The organism is Eubacterium pyruvativorans (assembly GCF_900102225.1).
Taxonomy (GTDB): domain Bacteria; phylum Bacillota; class Clostridia; order Peptostreptococcales; family Anaerovoracaceae; genus Aminicella; species Aminicella pyruvativorans.
Genome location: NZ_FNBF01000011.1, coordinates 40,345 through 57,112, shown reverse-complemented (window position 1 = coordinate 57,112; position 16,768 = coordinate 40,345). Strand labels below are relative to the sequence as shown.

Here is a 16,768-nt window from a genome sequence, read left to right as displayed (position 1 = left end):
GATATGCGGTTGTGGCGGAATTGGCAGACGCGCACGGTTCAGGTCCGTGTGATGCGAGTCATGAGGGTTCGAATCCCTCCAACCGCACCAAGGATGAGCCGGTAATTGACAGTTGTCGATTACCGGTTTTTTTCATTCGGAAACGATGGACATATCGACGCCGGGAGGATCATCAGTCTTACGATGTCGGCTATTGTAGGTCCATCGCAGCGATCGATCCTCCTCCGGTTGTGGAAGTTGTGTGAAGTAAGAGGAGTATATAGCGTTCGTTTTTCCAAACTGATATAATAACCGATAATACGATTATGAAGAAAGGAGCGGAAGAAAATGTTGAGTTTGCTATTACTCATCCTGTTTGTGGGAATTCTTTTTAAGATCACGGGATTCGTATTTCGCATTATTGGGGTGCTTCTGGGCTGTATATTCGGGATCTTTCTGTGGCTGCTTCTTGCGGGACTTGCGGCGACGGTATTCGGTCTGGGTCTGATTGCTGTTCCGGTTATATTGGCGGTCGGCGGTGCTGCGCTCGTCAATGCGGCATCTTGAGGATATATGATATTGAGAACGATGGGGAGAATCATATGATGAAGATATATTGTTACAGCAGGTGCACGACCTGCAGAAAGGCCCTGAAGTGGCTGGATGACCACAGCGTGAAATACGAGTTGATCGACATCAAAGAAAATCATCCGGACAAGGAAACCCTCCGGGAGTACTATGCCCGGAGCGGGATGCCGTTGAAACGTTTCTGGAACACGAGCGGCATCCCTTACCGTGAAATGGGACTGTCCAGGAAGCTGCCGGAGATGTCTGAAGAGGAGCAGCTGGCCCTCCTTGCCACCAACGGCATGCTGGTCAAGCGTCCGCTGCTGGTCGGGGATGACTTCGTGTTAACCGGATTTAAGGAAAACGAATGGACAGAGAAGCTGCTTTAGAGGAACGGGAAAGATCGGATCAGATGGATATTCATGAGAGAAAACCGGAGGAACGGGACGCATTTCTCGCACTGTGGCAGAAATGCTTCGGTGACGATCCGGATACGGTGCAGGAGTTTCTGGACAGTTTTCCGGGATGCCGGCAGTATGTGCTGGCGGAAGAGGGCCGCATTATGGCGGAGCTGACCCAGTTTCCGATGGGAGACTTCATTTCGCCGGGGGCGGACGGGGGCACTGTCCGGGGGCCGTCCTGCTGGTGCAGCTACGCCATCTGCACGGACCCGGCCGCCCGGGGCCGGGGATTCGGCACCATGATCACAGAACACGCAGGAAACCGGGCCCGGGCGGCCGGTGCGCTGTCCGTGCTCTGCCCGGCGGATGCGGGTCTGGTGGATTTCTACAAACCCATGGGATTCGCTCCGGATTTCCCTGCCTGTGAGGTGCAGCTGAACTTGACCCTCCCGGACGGGAAAAACGGCGCCGCAGATCCAAGGCCGTTCCGCCTTCGGAAGGCCGGGATCCGGCGCTACGCACTGCTCCGGGAGGAACTTCTGGAGCACACCCCGCATATTGATCTGACGGACAATGTCCTCCGATACGCAGATCTCTCCGGCCCGGCAGGGCAGGGTCTCTGGGAAATTGTGCGGGAAGATGGAGAAACCGCCGGAATCCTTGCCCTGGAAGAAACCGGAGACCCGGCCGCTCTGATGGCGGTGGAATTACTGGCCGGTCCGGGGGTGGATTCCGGCCAGCTGGCCCGCAGTGCAGGTGCTTCCTGCGGGGCACATTCCATTACCTTCCGGACACCGGTGCCGGAGCAGGGAAAACTTCCGACCGGTTCCGCCGGAAAATGCTATGTGCAGGGAATGACCTGGGGCGGCAGCGGATTCACCGGATGGTACGGCTTCCCCTTCGAGTAGTAGAGGGGCATGGCTGGGCGGATGGGGCATGATCGGGGCTGTTCGCCGGCCTGGTCGGGCAGATTGGGGCGTGATTGGGGCTGTATACTGTATAGAAAGTGTGCGGATTCATTCAAATGTGCCTGAATCGCACCTGAAACATCGAAGTGCAGGGTGCGATTTTGACAGAAAAACTTGATTAATCTATTCCGGATGATTCCGGGGGTGCGCTACCGAAAAAAAGTTGATTTCCGCACCTGCTCCGGCGGGCGGATTGGATACGTTCTGCGTGTGCTGGACAAAAAATACCCCGGCTGCCGGTCGATCAATCCGGAGAAAGCGGCAGATGGGTTGGGGAACGGGCGTGAATGCCTGAGAATGTATACGATATGTGAACCTTGAGTAAAATAATTCCAATGCAAAAAATGGGCGGCCAGACAGTATGGTGTGAAAATGAAAAATTTTCCGGATCCGCACCCCGCTGTATCGTGCCGTCTAAGTTTTTGGGCAGAATTGACCGGGATCGGGTGCGAAATCAGGAAAAAAGGGATTTTCGCACCTGCTGGGCCGGCCGCGCTATGTCGGCCGATCGCAATATACCGGGCCAACCGCGCCATGTCAGCCGACCGGACAGGCCGGTTGTTTTTTTGTCTAATGCGCCCCCGTTCTGCAGGAACGCACGAAAAAACCGGAGTCGGGAACTCCGGTTTGAAAAGTGTGGTCGGAGTACTGGGACTTGAACCCAGGGCCTCTGCGTCCCGAACGCAGCGCGCTACCAACTGCGCTATACCCCGTCGACTCATTTATTATAACATAATGAGTCGTTGACGCAAGGGATTTCTTTGTTTTTATTCACAAACAAAGAAACGGGCTATTCGATCACGGTCAGCAGGTCGTCCACGGACTTCCGAGGAGGCATTTCCGGAGCAATATCCGGGTAGCCGATGCCCACCAGGGCGGAGATCCGCTGTCCCTCCGGAAGATCGATGGCTTCCGCAACGAGATCCGCATCGAAAATTCCCATGATGACAGTGCCCAGCCCCAGTTCGTTGGCTGCCAGGCAGAGGGTCTGGGTTGCGATGCCCGCATCGAAGGATTCCCAGTGTTCTCCCTTGGAAGTGGAGAAGCTGCCGTCCCGCTCGAACCCGGAGCGTCCGTGTTTCGTGGCGACAGCGATCACCATCGGTGCGCCGTCGATGATCTTCTTGTTTCCCGGGAAGTTCATAACGCACTCGTTCGCCAGTTTGTCCATGACCTTCCGGTCTGTAACGGCATAGTAGCGGACAGTCTGTGTGTTCTTCCAGGAAGGGGAGAAGGAGGCAAGGCGGATCAGTTCCTGCAGCACTTCCGCCGGGATTTTCTGATCCGTGAATTTCCGGATGCTTCTGCGGGTTTCGATACAATTCTTCGTTTCCATGGGGCAATCTTCCTTTCTGCCGCAGGCGGGCCTGCGTGGCGCGGTTTTGTTACATTATATATACGGATATAATGTGTACGTTCACTTTCGCAGCGGAGGTGCCAGAAACAGCATACCGCTGCGCTTCTATTATAACACGGGAATTGCCGGATGTCGCAACTTCGGAAGCCGGGGCGGGAACTGCAAAATAATATTTTTGACATGCACCACCATAGCGGATATAATGAAACACGTGATTTCTGGGGGGAAAACCGCAGTTTTCACGGGTAACCGGCGTTTTTTTGCCGGAATTTACACAGAAACAGGGGATGAAATGGAGAAAACGATACGGTTCTTGCGAATCCTCCGGTGGTTCGTTCCGGTTCCCGGCGTGTTCCTGTGCTGGTGGACTCTTCCGGCGTTCGGAAGGGTTCCGGCAGTCCTCATGGGGATCATCGCCTCTGTCTGGCTGTGGATCATTCTGCGGGATGGCGTTTCCATGCTGATCGGACAGGGCATCGTGAGAGAGATCGGAAGAACGATTCGCCGTTACGGGAATGTGGACCATCTGATTGAGATTCGGAGAATCCGCAGCGGCGTCATCGCCCGGGTCTATCTGATCGGGCAGAGCGTCAGCATCGAGCCCGTGCGGCAGTCGCTGACGGAATGTCTGGATCACAGCGGGCTGCGGGAATATCTGTGGGTCATGCAGGTCACACAGATGAGAAGCCGGTCTGATCTGAAGAAGACCCGGATGCTGCTGAACCGGGAACTGCTGAATGCGCTCAGGGAGCGGGATACGAAGTGATGGTGTGAAAGCCGGATCATACGTGGGGAGCATATATGGAGATAGAATTGAAGTATCTCCTCCGGGATCCGGAGGAAATCGACAGGATCTTCGGTGATCCTGCCATACAGAGAATGAAGGATGAGACGGAAGTGCTTCCGATGCATGCGGTGTACTTCGATACGGAGGACCGGAAGCTGGCCCGGGAACGCATTGCGTTCCGGGTCCGGAAGGAAGGGGACCGGTACATTGCAACACTGAAGTGGAGTCAGGAACAGCGGGAAGCGGGCGAACTGTACCGTCGGGAGGAACTGAATGTTCCGGTATCCGATGAGGAGATGATCCGGGCGCCTAAGGTGTCGCTTTTTGACACCAGCCCCATGGAAGACCGGCTGAAGCAGCTGGTCGGGGATGCACCGCTGACACCGCTGATGGAGATGACCTTCGTCCGGCGGCAGACCCGGGTGGACACCGGAGATTCCATCAGCGAACTGTCCATCGACCGGGGGGACATTCTGGCCGGCGGGAAAACAGCCCCGATTCTGGAGCTGGAACTGGAACTGCTTTCCGGCAGCGAGGAGGACGTGATGAATCTGGGCAGCCGGCTGGCGGAGAAGTACGATCTGATTCCGGGGGTGAAGAGCAAGTTCGAGCGGGGCATGGATCTGTACGGCCCGGACCAGGACGGCCCGGATCGGGACGGAGCGAGCCCGGAGAACACGGAAGGACGGGCTTCGGAACCCGGCTATCTGGTATTTCATCGATGAGAATGGTTACCATTCATTTACTTCGGGTAAGAAAGAGTATATAATTATTAAGATATGCGGTCTCTTCCGCATGTTAATACTTATATAAATTGGGAAGTCAAATTTTAGGAGGATACATACGAAATGAATACAACGATTATTTCCAATGAGAACAATGAAGCGAAATTCACAATCGAGTATACAGCGGAAGAGTTTGACAAGGCTGTGAATGCGGCGTATCAGAAGAACAAGGGCCGTTTCCAGATCAACGGTTTCCGTAAGGGCAAGGCACCGCGGAAGATCATCGAGTCCCATTACGGTGAGGGAATCTTCTTCGAGGACGCCATCAATGATCTGTTCGGCCAGGGTTATCCGAAGGCAGTCGACGAGCTGGATCTGGAAGTCATCGATCAGCCGGAAGTGGACTTCAGCGAAGTCGGCCACGGCAAGCCGCTGACCATGACTATGACGGTGGCTCTGTACCCGACCGTAGAAGTGAAGGACTACAACGGTCTGGACATCGAGCAGGTTCAGTACACCATCACAGATGAGGACGTGGAGAAGGAAATCGAAAACCTGCAGAAGAGAAATGCCCGTACGGTTTCTGTTGAGAGACCGGTTCAGAACGGGGATACCGTTGTTCTGGATTATGCCGGATTCGTCGGCGAGGACCAGTTCGAAGGCGGCACGGCAGAGAACCAGGAACTGAAGATTGGTTCCGGCATGTTCATTCCGGGCTTCGAAGATCAGCTGGTCGGTGCTGAGAAGGATGCCAAGGTGGACGTGAACGTCACATTCCCGGAGAATTACCAGGCGAAGGAACTGGCAGGCAAGGATGCGACTTTCCACTGTACGATTCACGAAATCAAGGAAGAACAGCTGCCGGAGCTGAATGATGAGTTCGCTCAGGACGTCAGCGAGTTCGATACACTGGATGAACTGAAGGAAGACACGAAGAAGAACCTGCAGAGAAGTCTGGATGACCAGTCTGTGGAAGATGCGAAGACGAAGCTGATCGACGCACTGCGGGAGAAGAACGAGATCGAAGTGCCGCATGCGATGGTGGAAGATGAGCTGAACAACATGATGAATGAGTTCGATCAGCAGCTGCGTTACCAGGGTATGAGCCTGGATCTGTATCTGCAGTACACCGGCGGCAGCATGGATGACTTCCGCAGCCAGGCGAAGGAAGATGCGGAGAAGAGAGTGGCCTCCCGGATCATTATCCGTTCCATTGCAGACAAGGAAGGCATCGGCGTAACCGAGGACGAACTGAACGAAGAACTGCAGAAGGTGGCGGATCAGTACAAGATGAGTCTGGAAGATTTCCGGAAGGCAATCGGCAAGGATGCGGAGAGAATGTTCCGCACGGACATCCAGGTTCGGAAGACCATCGATCAGCTCTTCGAGAATGCCAACGTGACGAAGGTGGATCCGCCGGCACCGAAGGCAGAGGAAGAAACTGCTGACGAGGCAGAGAAGACAGAAGAATAAACGGAAACGATAGAAAGCAGAGCCCGGGATATCCACCGGGCTCCGGCACAATGCGGCAGACAGCGTGCCGCAGCAGTTGGGAGGAGATCGAAATGGCATTGATACCTTACGTGGTGGAGCAGTCAGACAGAGGAGAACGGTCTTACGACATTTACTCCAGACTGCTGAAGGACCGGATCATCATTCTCGGAGAAGCGATTGACGAGAATGTGGCGAGTCTGGTGACAGCGGAACTGCTGTTCCTGGAAGCGGAGGACCCGGAGAAGGATATCAGCATGTATATCAACAGCCCGGGCGGTTCTGTGACAGCGGGTATGGCCATCTATGACACGATGCAGTATATCCGTCCGGATGTGTCCACCATCTGCGTGGGCATGGCGGCGAGCATGGGTGCTTTCCTGCTCTCTTCCGGGGCAAAAGGCAAGCGGTTTGCGCTCCCGAATGCGGAGATCATGATTCATCAGCCGCTGATCAGCGGCGGCGGCATCTCCGGTCAGGCAACGGACGTGAAGATCCAGTCTGACTGGCTCATTCACACCAGAGAGAAGCTGAACCGCATCCTGGCAGAGAATACAGGGAAGGATCTGGAGACCATTGCCAGAGACACGGACCGGGATAACTTCATGGAAGCATCCGAGGCAAAGGACTATGGACTGATCGATCACGTTATCGAATTCAGAAAAGGGGAAGAACTGTAAATGAGTGGAAAAGATACATCGAATGAGCTCTATTGCTCATTCTGCGGAAAACCGCAGAGCCAGGTCAGAAGACTGGTGGCGGGTCCGGGGGTGTATATCTGCGACGAGTGCATTGAAATGTGCAGCGGCATCATCAAGGACGTGCAGCGGGAAGAACGGAAGAAATCCGTGGGAACCGCCAAGCCGGCATACAAGACGCAGAAGCCGCAGGACATCTTTAACAGATTGTCGGACTATGTCATCGGACAGGACCGGGCGAAGAAAGCGCTGGCCGTGGCTGTTTATAACCACTACAAGCGGATCAACGGACTGACGGAAGATGAACGGGACGGTGTGGAACTCCAGAAGAGCAACATCGTCATGATCGGACCGACGGGATCCGGAAAGACACTGCTGGCCAGAACTCTGGCGAAGACGCTGGATGTGCCGTTTGCCATCGCAGATGCCACGGCACTGACCGAAGCGGGATATGTGGGCGAGGATGTGGAGAACATTCTGCTCCGGCTGCTGCAGGCTGCGGACTACGATGTGGAGAAGGCCCAGCGGGGAATCGTCTACGTGGACGAAATTGACAAGATCAGCCGGAGAAGTGAGAATCCGTCCATCACCAGAGATGTCAGCGGCGAAGGCGTTCAGCAGGCACTGCTGAAGATTCTGGAGGGAACCGTTGCCAACGTTCCTCCGCAGGGGGGAAGGAAGCACCCGCACCAGGAATTCATCCAGATGGACACCACGAACATTCTGTTCATCTGCGGCGGCGCTTTCGACGGGCTGAACAAGGTCATTCAGTCCCGGCTCAGTGAGAAGGTTATTGGATTCAATTCCAAGGTCACCCTCTCCAGCGAGGAGAAGAAGAATATTCTGGCGAAGGTGGAACCGGAGGACCTGTTGAAATTCGGCCTGATTCCGGAGTTCATCGGACGTCTGCCGGTGATTGTCACACTGGATGAGCTGACAGAGGATGCGCTGATCAGTATCATGAAAAAACCGAAGAATGCGCTGATCAAGCAGTACCAGAAGCTGTTCGAACTGGACGGCGTGGATCTGGAACTGACGGATGACGCAGTGCAGGAAATTGCCCGGGAGGCACTGGCGCAGAAAACCGGCGCCCGGGGCCTGCGTTCGATCTTCGAGAAGAATATGACAGACATTATGTTCGACATACCGTCCCGGACGGATGTGGAGAAATGCGTCATCACGAAGGAGACGATTGCTGAACACAAGCCGCCTCAGCTGATCGAAGGAAATCAGCACGAGAAGTGGGTTGACGAGGTCAGATCCGGTCAGGAACAGGGGAAAGAGAAAGAGGCAGAAGTCTCTTAGGTACGGCGGGGCGGCATGAGTATGCCGCCCCGGTTTTGTATCTATACACAGGACAGAGGCGCAGCGGCGGCTGTGCCGGAAAGTGAAAGCATATGGAAGAAAAGAACAGAGACATGGAACAATGCGTGATGTTTCAGGAGCCGGCTGAAGACACAGATTCTGAAGCCAGAGAGGGGGGCACCGATTTCCGCACGAAAGCGACAGAAGTGAAAGAAATTCTTCCCTGCGTGCCGCTTCGGGGCGTGACGATCTTCCCGCACACTGTCGTCCATTTCGATATCGGAAGGGAGAAGTCCATCCGGGCTCTGGAACGGGCCATGGCTACAGATAAAATGTTATTCGTGTCTTCCCAAAAGGATGACCGGGTGGTGATTCCGACAGTGGAAGATATCTATTCGCTGGGCACTGTTGTACGGGTGAAGCAGACACTGAAAATTCAGGGCGATGCCGTCCGGGTGCTGGTGGAAGGAATCTGCCGGGCCACAATGGATGAATGTATCACGGAAGAGAATTATATTTCCTGTACCATCGACCGGATTCCGGAAACAGTGACGGAGGAAGATCTGTCTGCGGAAGACAAGGCGATGCTCCGGTATCTTGCGGAAAGTTTTACGGAATATGCCCGGGCCACTTCTCAGATCAGTGAAGATCTGGTGGCGAAGACACTGGATACGGATAATCCGGCCGACCTGGTGGACAGCATTGCCAATGAAATTTTTGTCAGCACCGGGAAGAAGCAGAAGGTACTGGAGGCGCTGGTGTTCAGCGACCGCATCCGTGTTCTGACGGAGCTGATCGCCGAGGAAAATGAAATCGCCAGTCTGGAGAAAACCGTGGCTCAGAAAGTCAAGGAAAACATCGATTCCGGCCAGCGGGATTACTATCTTCGGGAGAAGATCAAGGCGATCCAGTCGGAGCTGGGGATGGATGAAGATGCTGCGGCAGAGACGGCGGAGTGGCTGGAAAAACTGGACGCTCTGGGTCTGGAGGAGAAAACAGACAAGAAAATCCGCAAGGAGATCAGTAAATACGGAAAGATGGCCCCTTCATCTGCGGAAAGTGCCGTTGTGCGCAACTATGTGGAGACGATTCTGGATCTTCCGTGGCACACGTCTTCGGAGACGAATTCCGACATCCGGAGCGCCGAAAAGATCCTGGATGCGGATCACTACGGGATGCGGAAGGTGAAGGAGCGGATTCTGGAATATCTGGCGGTGACCCAGCTGACGAACGGCATCCGGGGACCGATCCTTTGTCTGGTCGGACCGCCGGGGGTAGGAAAGACTTCCATTGCCAAGTCCATTGCCAGAGCAACCGGGCGGGAATTCGTCCGTATGTCCCTGGGCGGTGTGCGGGATGAGGCGGAGATCCGGGGCCACCGCAGAACTTATATTGGTTCGATCCCGGGCCGTGTCATCACGGCGATCCGGGAAAGCGGTGTGAACAACCCGCTGTTTCTCTTCGATGAAGTGGACAAGATCGGGGCGGATTTCCGGGGTGATCCGGCTTCTGCACTGCTGGAAGTGCTGGATCCGGAACAGAACAGCACGTTCACCGACCACTTCCTGGAGATTCCATTCGACCTCTCCAAGGTGATGTTCATTACAACGGCCAATTCCATGGAAACGATTCCGGGACCGCTGCTGGACAGAATGGAAATCATCCAGGTGCCGGGATACACCGAAGAAGAAAAGGTGGAGATCGCGAAGCGGTATCTGATCCCGAAGGAAGTGAAGGAAAACGGACTGAAGGAAAGTGACATCCGCATCTCGGAGCCGGCGATCCACGACCTGGTGAACTACTACACCAGAGAATCCGGTGTCAGAAATCTGGAACGGGAGATCGCCGGGCTGTGCCGGAAAGTGGCACGGAAAGTGGTGGCCGAGGACCGGGCGAGGACCCATACGGTTTCCCCGCGCAATCTGGAGAAATATCTGGGGAAACACCGGTACTCCTATGATGTGGTGGAGGGCGTGAACAAGGTGGGAGAAACCACCGGTCTGGCCTGGACCCAGGTGGGCGGCGTGACTCTCGCAATCGAATGCGCTGTGCTGCCGGGTACGGGGAAGCTGGAGCTGACCGGACAGCTGGGAGATGTCATGCAGGAGTCTGCCAGAATCGCTCTGAGCTATATCCGGTCTATTGCAGAAGAATCCGGGGTGGACAAGGCCTTCTTCAAGGAGAATGATCTGCACATCCACATTCCGGAAGGGGCCGTGCCGAAGGACGGCCCTTCGGCGGGTGTGACCATGTGCACCACACTCTACTCGGCCATTACCAATACGCCGGTCCGCTGTGACGTGGCCATGACCGGTGAGGTGAATCTGAGGGGAGAGGTGATGCCGATCGGCGGCGTGCGGGAGAAGGTTCTGGCTGCTCACCGGGCGGGCATCCGCAAGGTGCTGCTGCCGGTGAAGAATGAGCCGGATCTGGATGAACTGCCGAAGTCGGTCCGGAAGGAAATGAACTTCGTACTGGTGAAAGATGTGAAACAGGCGCTGGAAGAAGCGTTGGTGAAATAGCATGGCTTTGAAGAAAAAGAAGAAAAAAGAAACGGCCGCCGAGAAGCAGGAGAAGGCTGCGAAGAAGGCCAGGAAGCGGAAAGAACTCCGGGCGAAGCGGTACCGGGAAGCGCAGGAGGCGCAGTCGAAGCAGGCGTTGCAGGAAGCCGGAAAGGCGGCAGGCCGGCCCGAAGCAGAATCCGGGAACGGAACGGAAGAACGAATGGAGTCCGGTGTATCGGACTCCAGCCGTTCAGCCGGTGAAGCGCCGGCTCCGGCGGACAAACTGGAGATCCAGAGTGCGGACATCGTGTGTCTCGCCGTCCGGCCGGACCAGTATCCGCCGTCGGACCTCCCGGAAATCGCCTTTGCCGGACGCTCCAATGTGGGGAAATCTTCCCTGCTGAATCTTCTGACCGGAAGGCGGCAGCTGGCCCGGGTCAGTTCCAGCCCCGGAAAGACCCGGACCATCAATTTCTATCTGGTGAATGACCGGTTCCGCATTGTGGACTTGCCGGGATACGGATATGCCAGCATTTCCCGGGAGATTACGGGAAGCTGGGGGAAGATGATGGAAGACTATTTCCGCAGCCGTCCGAACCTGAAAGCCGCTGTTCTTCTGGTGGATTCCCGTCACGAACCGACGCCTCAGGATATCCAGATGTACGAATATATGAAGTACTACGGATTCGGCGGGCTGGTGGTCATGACGAAGGCGGACAAACTGACGCGCCGGGAACTGGCCCGGCAGCAGGAGGAAATCCGGAAGGCCCTCAGCATGGATCCGGGAGATCGGATCATTCCGGTTTCTTCACTGAAGCGGACCGGAAAGGAAGAACTTCTGGAAACAATGCGGCAGGTGCTGGGTCTGTAGCACTTTTCGTCTGCCGATTTTCCGTTCCGCATGGAAAGAAAGTCCGGAACGTAGTAGAATGAAATTGTTGAACATCGGAAACAGAAACGGTCAGTGACCGGACAGGAGAGAGAAATGTCAGAAGAAGTATTAGGGAAGATTCTGTTCACACAGGAAGAAATCACGGAGAAAGCGAAGGAACTGGGTGCCAGAATTACAGAGGATTATGCGGGCGAGGAACTCATCGTGGTGGGAACGCTGAAGGGCGCCGTCATGTGGATGAGTGAGCTGATCAAGTATATCGATCTGGATGTGAAGATTGACTTCGTTTCTGCCAGCAGCTACGGTTCCGGAACGACAACTTCCGGTGTTGTGAAGGTGACCAAGGATCTTTCCATGGATATTTACCGGAAGAATGTACTGATTGTGGAAGACATCATCGACACCGGCACGACGCTGAGTTATCTGGTGAACAATTTCAAGGACAGAAATCCGAAGAGTGTGGAGATCTGTACGATGCTGGATAAGCCTTCCCGCCGGACGCACACGCTGAAGGGGAAGTACACGGGGTTCACCATCGATGACCTCTTCGTGGTGGGATACGGTCTGGATTATGACCAGAAATACCGGAATCTCCCGTATATCAGTTATCTGGATCCGAATCATCTTCCGGAATAGAATTCCGGGCCCGAAAGGTTCAGGTGGAGGAATGAAAACAACAGGCATCGTTTCGACCATATGTTTTGTGGTGACGGTATCACTGGCAATCCTGGGGCTGAGCACCCAGTTTGCCCTCCGGGCGCCGGTGACCTATTCGTTCCATTTCAATGACAGCCAGTCGATCCAGAAAACAGGGCATGATGTGGAAATCTCGGAAATGGCGGGGGCGATCGGGATCTATCTCTCCCGGCCCGGCGCCGGAAAGTTCCAGGTCTACGAGAAGAACGGAGAGTACAGGGATCCTGTCTTCAGCCGGAAGGATCAGGGTATAATGAAGAAGTTCCGCAGAGCACTGAATATGGAACTGGCGGCTGTGCTGTGCATCACGGCACTGGCGGCGCTGCTCTTCGCTTTTATGAGTCGGGAAGAACTAAGGGAGTGGCGTTTTCTTGCTTCCGTGGCGGCGATACCCTCTGCCGGGGTTATGATCGTGATCCGGGGGATCCTGGCAGGGTCCGGACCGGTGCAGTCCGCACTGTACCGGGTCTTCATCGGCATTCAGCCGGGGAAGAAGGACACGCTGTATCTGCTGATGGGGACCGGGTTTGCGAAGGCATACGAAATCTTCTCTGTAGGGGCGGCGATCGTCCTGCTGATGCTGTTCAGCTACGGGGTCTTCCGTTCCCGGCTGCAGAAGAAACGAATATTCTATTAGTGTGACACAGAACCCGGCGCTTTCGAAGCGGCGGGTTCTGTCTTAATACAGGAGAAACGACATGGCGAAGGAATCGAATACTATTGTGCCGGCGAAACCTCAGGACTGGTCGTTTCTGGATGACGAAGCCCGGAAACTGGTGGTGTGGCCGGACCGGAACATCGACATGCACGTCCATTCTATGTACTCGGACGGCCTCCGGCCGCCGGCGGAACTGGTTAAGCTGTATCATGAGAACGGATACGATCTGATTGCAGTGACGGATCATGACGGTGTGGACGGTGTGCCGGAAGCGCAGAAAGCCGGGGCGGCGCTGGGAATGACGGTTCTCACGGGGATCGAGTTCGGAACGCTGTTCCGTGGAAAAATCGAGTTTCATCTGCTGGGATATGACTTCGACCTGGAGGACCCTGGTCTCCGGAAGGAGCTGGAGGAGATCCGGGCATACCGGATTCGCCGGAATGAAAAACTGATGGCGTATTTCCGGGGAAAGGGATACGACATTTCTTTTGATGATATGATCCGGTACAGCGGTCAGGACTACATCGGGAAGCCGAATTTCGCCCGGGCGCTGATCCGGAAAGGATACTGCAAATCGGTGAAGGAGGCCTTTGACTCCGGAGAACTTCTTGGATCACCGGAAGCCATGGCACTGAAGAAGAAACCGGTGCCCACCGGGGATGCCATCAGATGGATCCGTAGTGCCGGCGGCATTCCGGTGCTGGCCCATCCGATGGAGACGGTGGGAATCGGCCCTGCGGGCTCCCGGGTGTTTTTCGAAAATCTGGATCGGATTCTCGGAGAGCTGGTGTCCGACGGCCTTCAGGGTGTGGAGTGCTTCCATCCGTCTGCCACAGAAGCTGAATCGCTCAGACTGACACGTCTGGCTGCCCGCTATCATCTCAGGATCACCAGAGGATCCGATTATCACGGATTTTAATCCGGGAGGAGGTATTGCTATGAAAATCAGATTTTGCGGCGCATCATCCGGTGTCACCGGATCCTGCCACCTGCTGATGACCGGAGAACATCAGATTTTGCTGGACTGCGGTCAGTTCCAGGGCGGAAAAGCCCAGGAAGCCATGAACTGGGACCCGTTCCCGTTCGAAGCCGCCGAAGTGGAGTGTGTGATTCTCAGCCACGCCCATATTGACCACTGCGGCCGGCTTCCGCTGCTGGTCAAGCGGGGCTTTAACGGTCCGATCTACTGTACGGAGGCCACGGCAGATCTGCTTGAAGTCATGCTCATGGACAGCGCCTACATCCATGAGAAAGAAGCAGAGTGGAAGAACCGCAAGAATCTGCGGGCGGGGAAACCGCCGGTGGAACCACTCTATGTGGAAGAAGATGCGAAGGAAACACTGAAACTGGTGAAACCGGTGCTTTATGATCAGCTGGTGGAACTGAATGACGATGTCCGGTTCTGCTTCAACGATGCCGGTCACATCCTGGGTTCCGCCATCACCGAGATCTGGGTCCGGGAAGAGGACCGGGAAACGAAGATCGTCTTCACCGGCGACCTGGGCATGACTGACCGGCCTATTCTCCGGGATCCGACGATCATCAAGAAGGCGGATGTCGTCATCATGGAATCCACATACGGAAGCCGGAATCATACAGAGAATGCGGCGGACATCCGGCGGCTGATTGAAATCATTTTGAATACCACCCGCCGGGGAGGCAATGTGGTAATTCCGTCCTTTGCCGTGGGCAGAACCCAGGAACTGATTTACCAGTTGAACCGCTTCTGCAGTGAGGACAGTGCATTTTCAAAGGAAATGCGGCGTATTCCGGTCTATGTGGACAGTCCCATGGCCACCACGGCGACAGAGGTGTTCCGGGCCAATGCCCAGTGCTTCGACGATGAGACCCGGGATTTCATTCTGAAGGGCGATGATCCTCTGGATTTCGAGGGCCTCCATTTCACCCGAAGCACCCAGGAATCCCAGCAGCTGAACTTCGATCCTTCCCCGAAGGTGATTCTGTCCGCCAGCGGCATGTGCGAGGCGGGCCGGATCCGCCACCACCTGAAACACAACTTGTGGAATGAAAAATCCAGCATCGTGTTCGTGGGATATCAGGCCCAGGGCACACTGGGCCGTTCCCTGGTGGAAGGCGTGAAGGACGTGACCCTTTTCGGGGAAGAAATTCATGTGAATGCTGAAATATACAACCTGCAGGGATTCTCCGGCCATGCGGACCAGAACGGCCTTTTTTCCTGGCTGGCGGCATTCCAGAAACGGCCTGCCCAGATCTTCCTGGTTCACGGAGAAGAGGAAGCGAAGGAGACCTTCGGAAAACTGATTCACGATAAGCTGGGATATGACCCGGTGATTGTGCGGGGTAATTCCGAATTCGAACTGACCTCTTCCTGTGCGGAGCTGCTGGAACAGGAGGCGGCAGAACAGGCCGGTGCGGCCCAGGAGGACATCCAGCGGGTGCGCAATCAGGTGGCGAAGATTCACGAAGAACTGGAGCACGTGATGTACAATGCGAATCTGGCGGTGGGAAGTCAGATCAGCGAGGAAAAGCTGAACCGGATCAATAACATGGTTCAGGAACTGGACCGGGCGGCGATTTCCCTGGGCGCTGCGGTGGGCTCCATGGACCGCCCGCGGGAGGTAAAGGAAGGAGAAAATGCATGAAATTAGGTACCACTGACCTGCTGCTCTATGTAGACCTGATGCTGGGCCTGCTGTATTATTACGTCACCCATAATCGGCCGGTCCGGGACAAAAAAGCACTGGACAAAGCGTTCATGTGGCTGAACGGAATCATGCTCCTGGTGGTCTTCCTGCTGGTAGCTCTGACCCGTCAGAAAGGAGATCTGGCAGCGGTGTACCGGTACTTTCCGTACATCTTCCTTGGCGTGGAAGCGGTGATTTATCTGCGGTATTTCTTCGTCCGGACCACCCAGAAGGATAACGGCGAACGGATCGGAGACCGGGATGAAGGTTCCGGTCTTCAGGTGAAAGGCGGAAGAAGGTACCGGCGCTGATTCCCTGATTTCCGGCTGTTTATTTCTGGATTCTTCCCGGAAGGGACAGGAAAGATTGCAATATTTGCCTGACTGTGACACAGTGTAGCTGCACTGACAGTCAGGCTTTTTTTGTGTGATTGAATTCCGGCGGCGCAATTCGTGCACCGCAGTGCGGAAGAGCCGGAGGAGAGGAGGAAGCATGAGAGAATGGCAGCAGACCCGATACCGGGATATCGTACTGCCGGATGCGGTTTTCTATGAAACGATCTGGGCAGTCCGGGATCTGGAGCGGATGGAGGAACAGGTGAAGGAACTGACCCGGGAGATCAACAGCGGCGGACTGCGGGCGAATCGCATGATGCGGGAGGGCGCCCGAAATTACGACCAGGTTCGGCCCACAGAGGAACTGGCCGTGCGGAAGGCGGCGCTGGAAAGCCGGATCCGGGGAATTCGGGATGCCCTGGAACAGGTGCCGGAGCCGTACCGGGCGGAGGTCATGGAAAACATCGTACACCGCACGAAACTGACGGATCATCCGGGGAAAGTCTGGCGGATCTGGAAACAGCGCTTTCTGTTTCAGGCGGCCAGGAATCTGTGCCTTCTGTGATGCAATCAATACGCAGAAAAAATCGAGAAAGGGGTTGAAAGGGGAGAACAAATCCGTTATTATGATAGTGTCGATGAATGGAAAATAATGGTAATCGGGTCGGGAGACCGGCCTGATTCCGGTAGAAGAGGAACGATGTCCCGGGGATGTCGCTCCTCTTTTCTGTTTCAAGAA

Annotated in this window: 17 protein-coding genes and 2 tRNA genes; 17 read left to right on the top strand and 2 right to left on the bottom strand. The window is 55.3% G+C overall.

Features of this window, described 5'->3' with window-relative positions:
* The first annotated feature begins 5 nt into the window (after nt 1-5).
* From BLQ24_RS05510 to BLQ24_RS05495, 4 genes are all read left to right on the top strand, one after another.
* Nucleotides 6-90: transfer RNA gene (locus tag BLQ24_RS05510), tRNA-Leu, on the top strand.
* Nucleotides 91-327: 237 nt separating this feature from the next.
* Nucleotides 328-546 carry a hypothetical protein gene (locus BLQ24_RS05505; protein ID WP_090163504.1) on the top strand — a complete coding sequence of 73 codons (219 nt, stop codon included), beginning with the start codon at nt 328-330 and terminating at the stop codon, nt 544-546.
* Between the two features lie 38 nt (nt 547-584).
* Nucleotides 585-935, top strand: coding sequence for an arsenate reductase family protein (locus tag BLQ24_RS05500; protein WP_336433261.1), 351 nt, complete (start codon nt 585-587; stop codon nt 933-935).
* Complete coding sequence (locus BLQ24_RS05495; protein ID WP_090163500.1) at nt 914-1,855, top strand: GNAT family N-acetyltransferase; 942 nt, start codon at nt 914-916, stop codon at nt 1,853-1,855. The genes BLQ24_RS05500 and BLQ24_RS05495 overlap by 22 nt, the downstream gene beginning before the upstream one ends.
* A 697-nt stretch (nt 1,856-2,552) precedes the next feature.
* On the opposite strand, the gene BLQ24_RS05485 is transcribed toward BLQ24_RS05495, so the two are convergent.
* Both BLQ24_RS05485 and BLQ24_RS05480 read right to left on the bottom strand, forming a co-directional pair.
* Nucleotides 2,553-2,628: transfer RNA gene (locus BLQ24_RS05485), tRNA-Pro, on the bottom strand.
* Between the two features lie 77 nt (nt 2,629-2,705).
* Nucleotides 2,706-3,251 (bottom strand): nitroreductase family protein, encoded by a 546-nt coding sequence (locus BLQ24_RS05480; RefSeq protein WP_090163496.1) that lies wholly within the window; start codon nt 3,249-3,251, stop codon nt 2,706-2,708.
* Between the two features lie 313 nt (nt 3,252-3,564).
* On the opposite strand from BLQ24_RS05480, the gene BLQ24_RS05475 reads away from it, so the two are divergent.
* From BLQ24_RS05475 to BLQ24_RS05415, 13 genes are all read left to right on the top strand, one after another.
* Nucleotides 3,565-4,038: a hypothetical protein gene (locus BLQ24_RS05475; protein WP_143004258.1), complete on the top strand. Its 474-nt coding sequence runs from the start codon at nt 3,565-3,567 to the stop codon at nt 4,036-4,038.
* 35 nt (nt 4,039-4,073) lie between these two features.
* Nucleotides 4,074-4,784 (top strand): CYTH domain-containing protein, encoded by a 711-nt coding sequence (locus tag BLQ24_RS05470; RefSeq protein ID WP_090163492.1) that lies wholly within the window; start codon nt 4,074-4,076, stop codon nt 4,782-4,784.
* Nucleotides 4,785-4,907: 123 nt separating this feature from the next.
* Nucleotides 4,908-6,257, top strand: coding sequence for a trigger factor (tig, locus tag BLQ24_RS05465; protein ID WP_090163490.1), 1,350 nt, complete (start codon nt 4,908-4,910; stop codon nt 6,255-6,257).
* A 92-nt stretch (nt 6,258-6,349) separates the two neighbouring features.
* Nucleotides 6,350-6,955, top strand: coding sequence for an ATP-dependent Clp endopeptidase proteolytic subunit ClpP (gene clpP / locus BLQ24_RS05460; RefSeq protein ID WP_090163488.1), 606 nt, complete (start codon nt 6,350-6,352; stop codon nt 6,953-6,955).
* Nucleotides 6,956-8,278: an ATP-dependent Clp protease ATP-binding subunit ClpX gene (clpX, locus tag BLQ24_RS05455; protein ID WP_090163486.1), complete on the top strand. Its 1,323-nt coding sequence runs from the start codon at nt 6,956-6,958 to the stop codon at nt 8,276-8,278.
* A 92-nt stretch (nt 8,279-8,370) separates the two neighbouring features.
* Complete coding sequence (gene lon, locus BLQ24_RS05450; protein ID WP_242869598.1) at nt 8,371-10,800, top strand: endopeptidase La; 2,430 nt, start codon at nt 8,371-8,373, stop codon at nt 10,798-10,800.
* Between the two features lie 202 nt (nt 10,801-11,002).
* Nucleotides 11,003-11,653, top strand: a complete 651-nt coding sequence (gene yihA, locus BLQ24_RS05445) for a ribosome biogenesis GTP-binding protein YihA/YsxC (protein WP_419185494.1) — start codon at nt 11,003-11,005, stop codon at nt 11,651-11,653.
* A gap of 114 nt (nt 11,654-11,767) precedes the next feature.
* Entirely contained in the window at nt 11,768-12,310 is a 543-nt protein-coding gene (gene hpt, locus BLQ24_RS05440; RefSeq protein WP_090163484.1) for a hypoxanthine phosphoribosyltransferase, read from the top strand.
* 31 nt (nt 12,311-12,341) lie between these two features.
* A complete protein-coding gene (locus BLQ24_RS05435) occupies nt 12,342-13,007 on the top strand; it encodes a hypothetical protein (protein WP_090163482.1) in 666 nt (221 codons plus the stop codon).
* A 61-nt stretch (nt 13,008-13,068) separates the two neighbouring features.
* Entirely contained in the window at nt 13,069-13,947 is an 879-nt protein-coding gene (locus tag BLQ24_RS05430; RefSeq protein ID WP_090163480.1) for a PHP domain-containing protein, read from the top strand.
* 19 nt (nt 13,948-13,966) lie between these two features.
* Nucleotides 13,967-15,652 (top strand): MBL fold metallo-hydrolase RNA specificity domain-containing protein, encoded by a 1,686-nt coding sequence (locus BLQ24_RS05425; protein WP_090163477.1) that lies wholly within the window; start codon nt 13,967-13,969, stop codon nt 15,650-15,652.
* A complete protein-coding gene (locus tag BLQ24_RS05420; RefSeq protein WP_090163475.1) occupies nt 15,649-16,005 on the top strand; it encodes a hypothetical protein in 357 nt (118 codons plus the stop codon). The genes BLQ24_RS05425 and BLQ24_RS05420 overlap by 4 nt, the downstream gene beginning before the upstream one ends.
* A gap of 181 nt (nt 16,006-16,186) precedes the next feature.
* Nucleotides 16,187-16,594: a hypothetical protein gene (locus tag BLQ24_RS05415; protein WP_090163473.1), complete on the top strand. Its 408-nt coding sequence runs from the start codon at nt 16,187-16,189 to the stop codon at nt 16,592-16,594.
* The last annotated feature ends 174 nt before the right edge of the window (nt 16,595-16,768 follow it).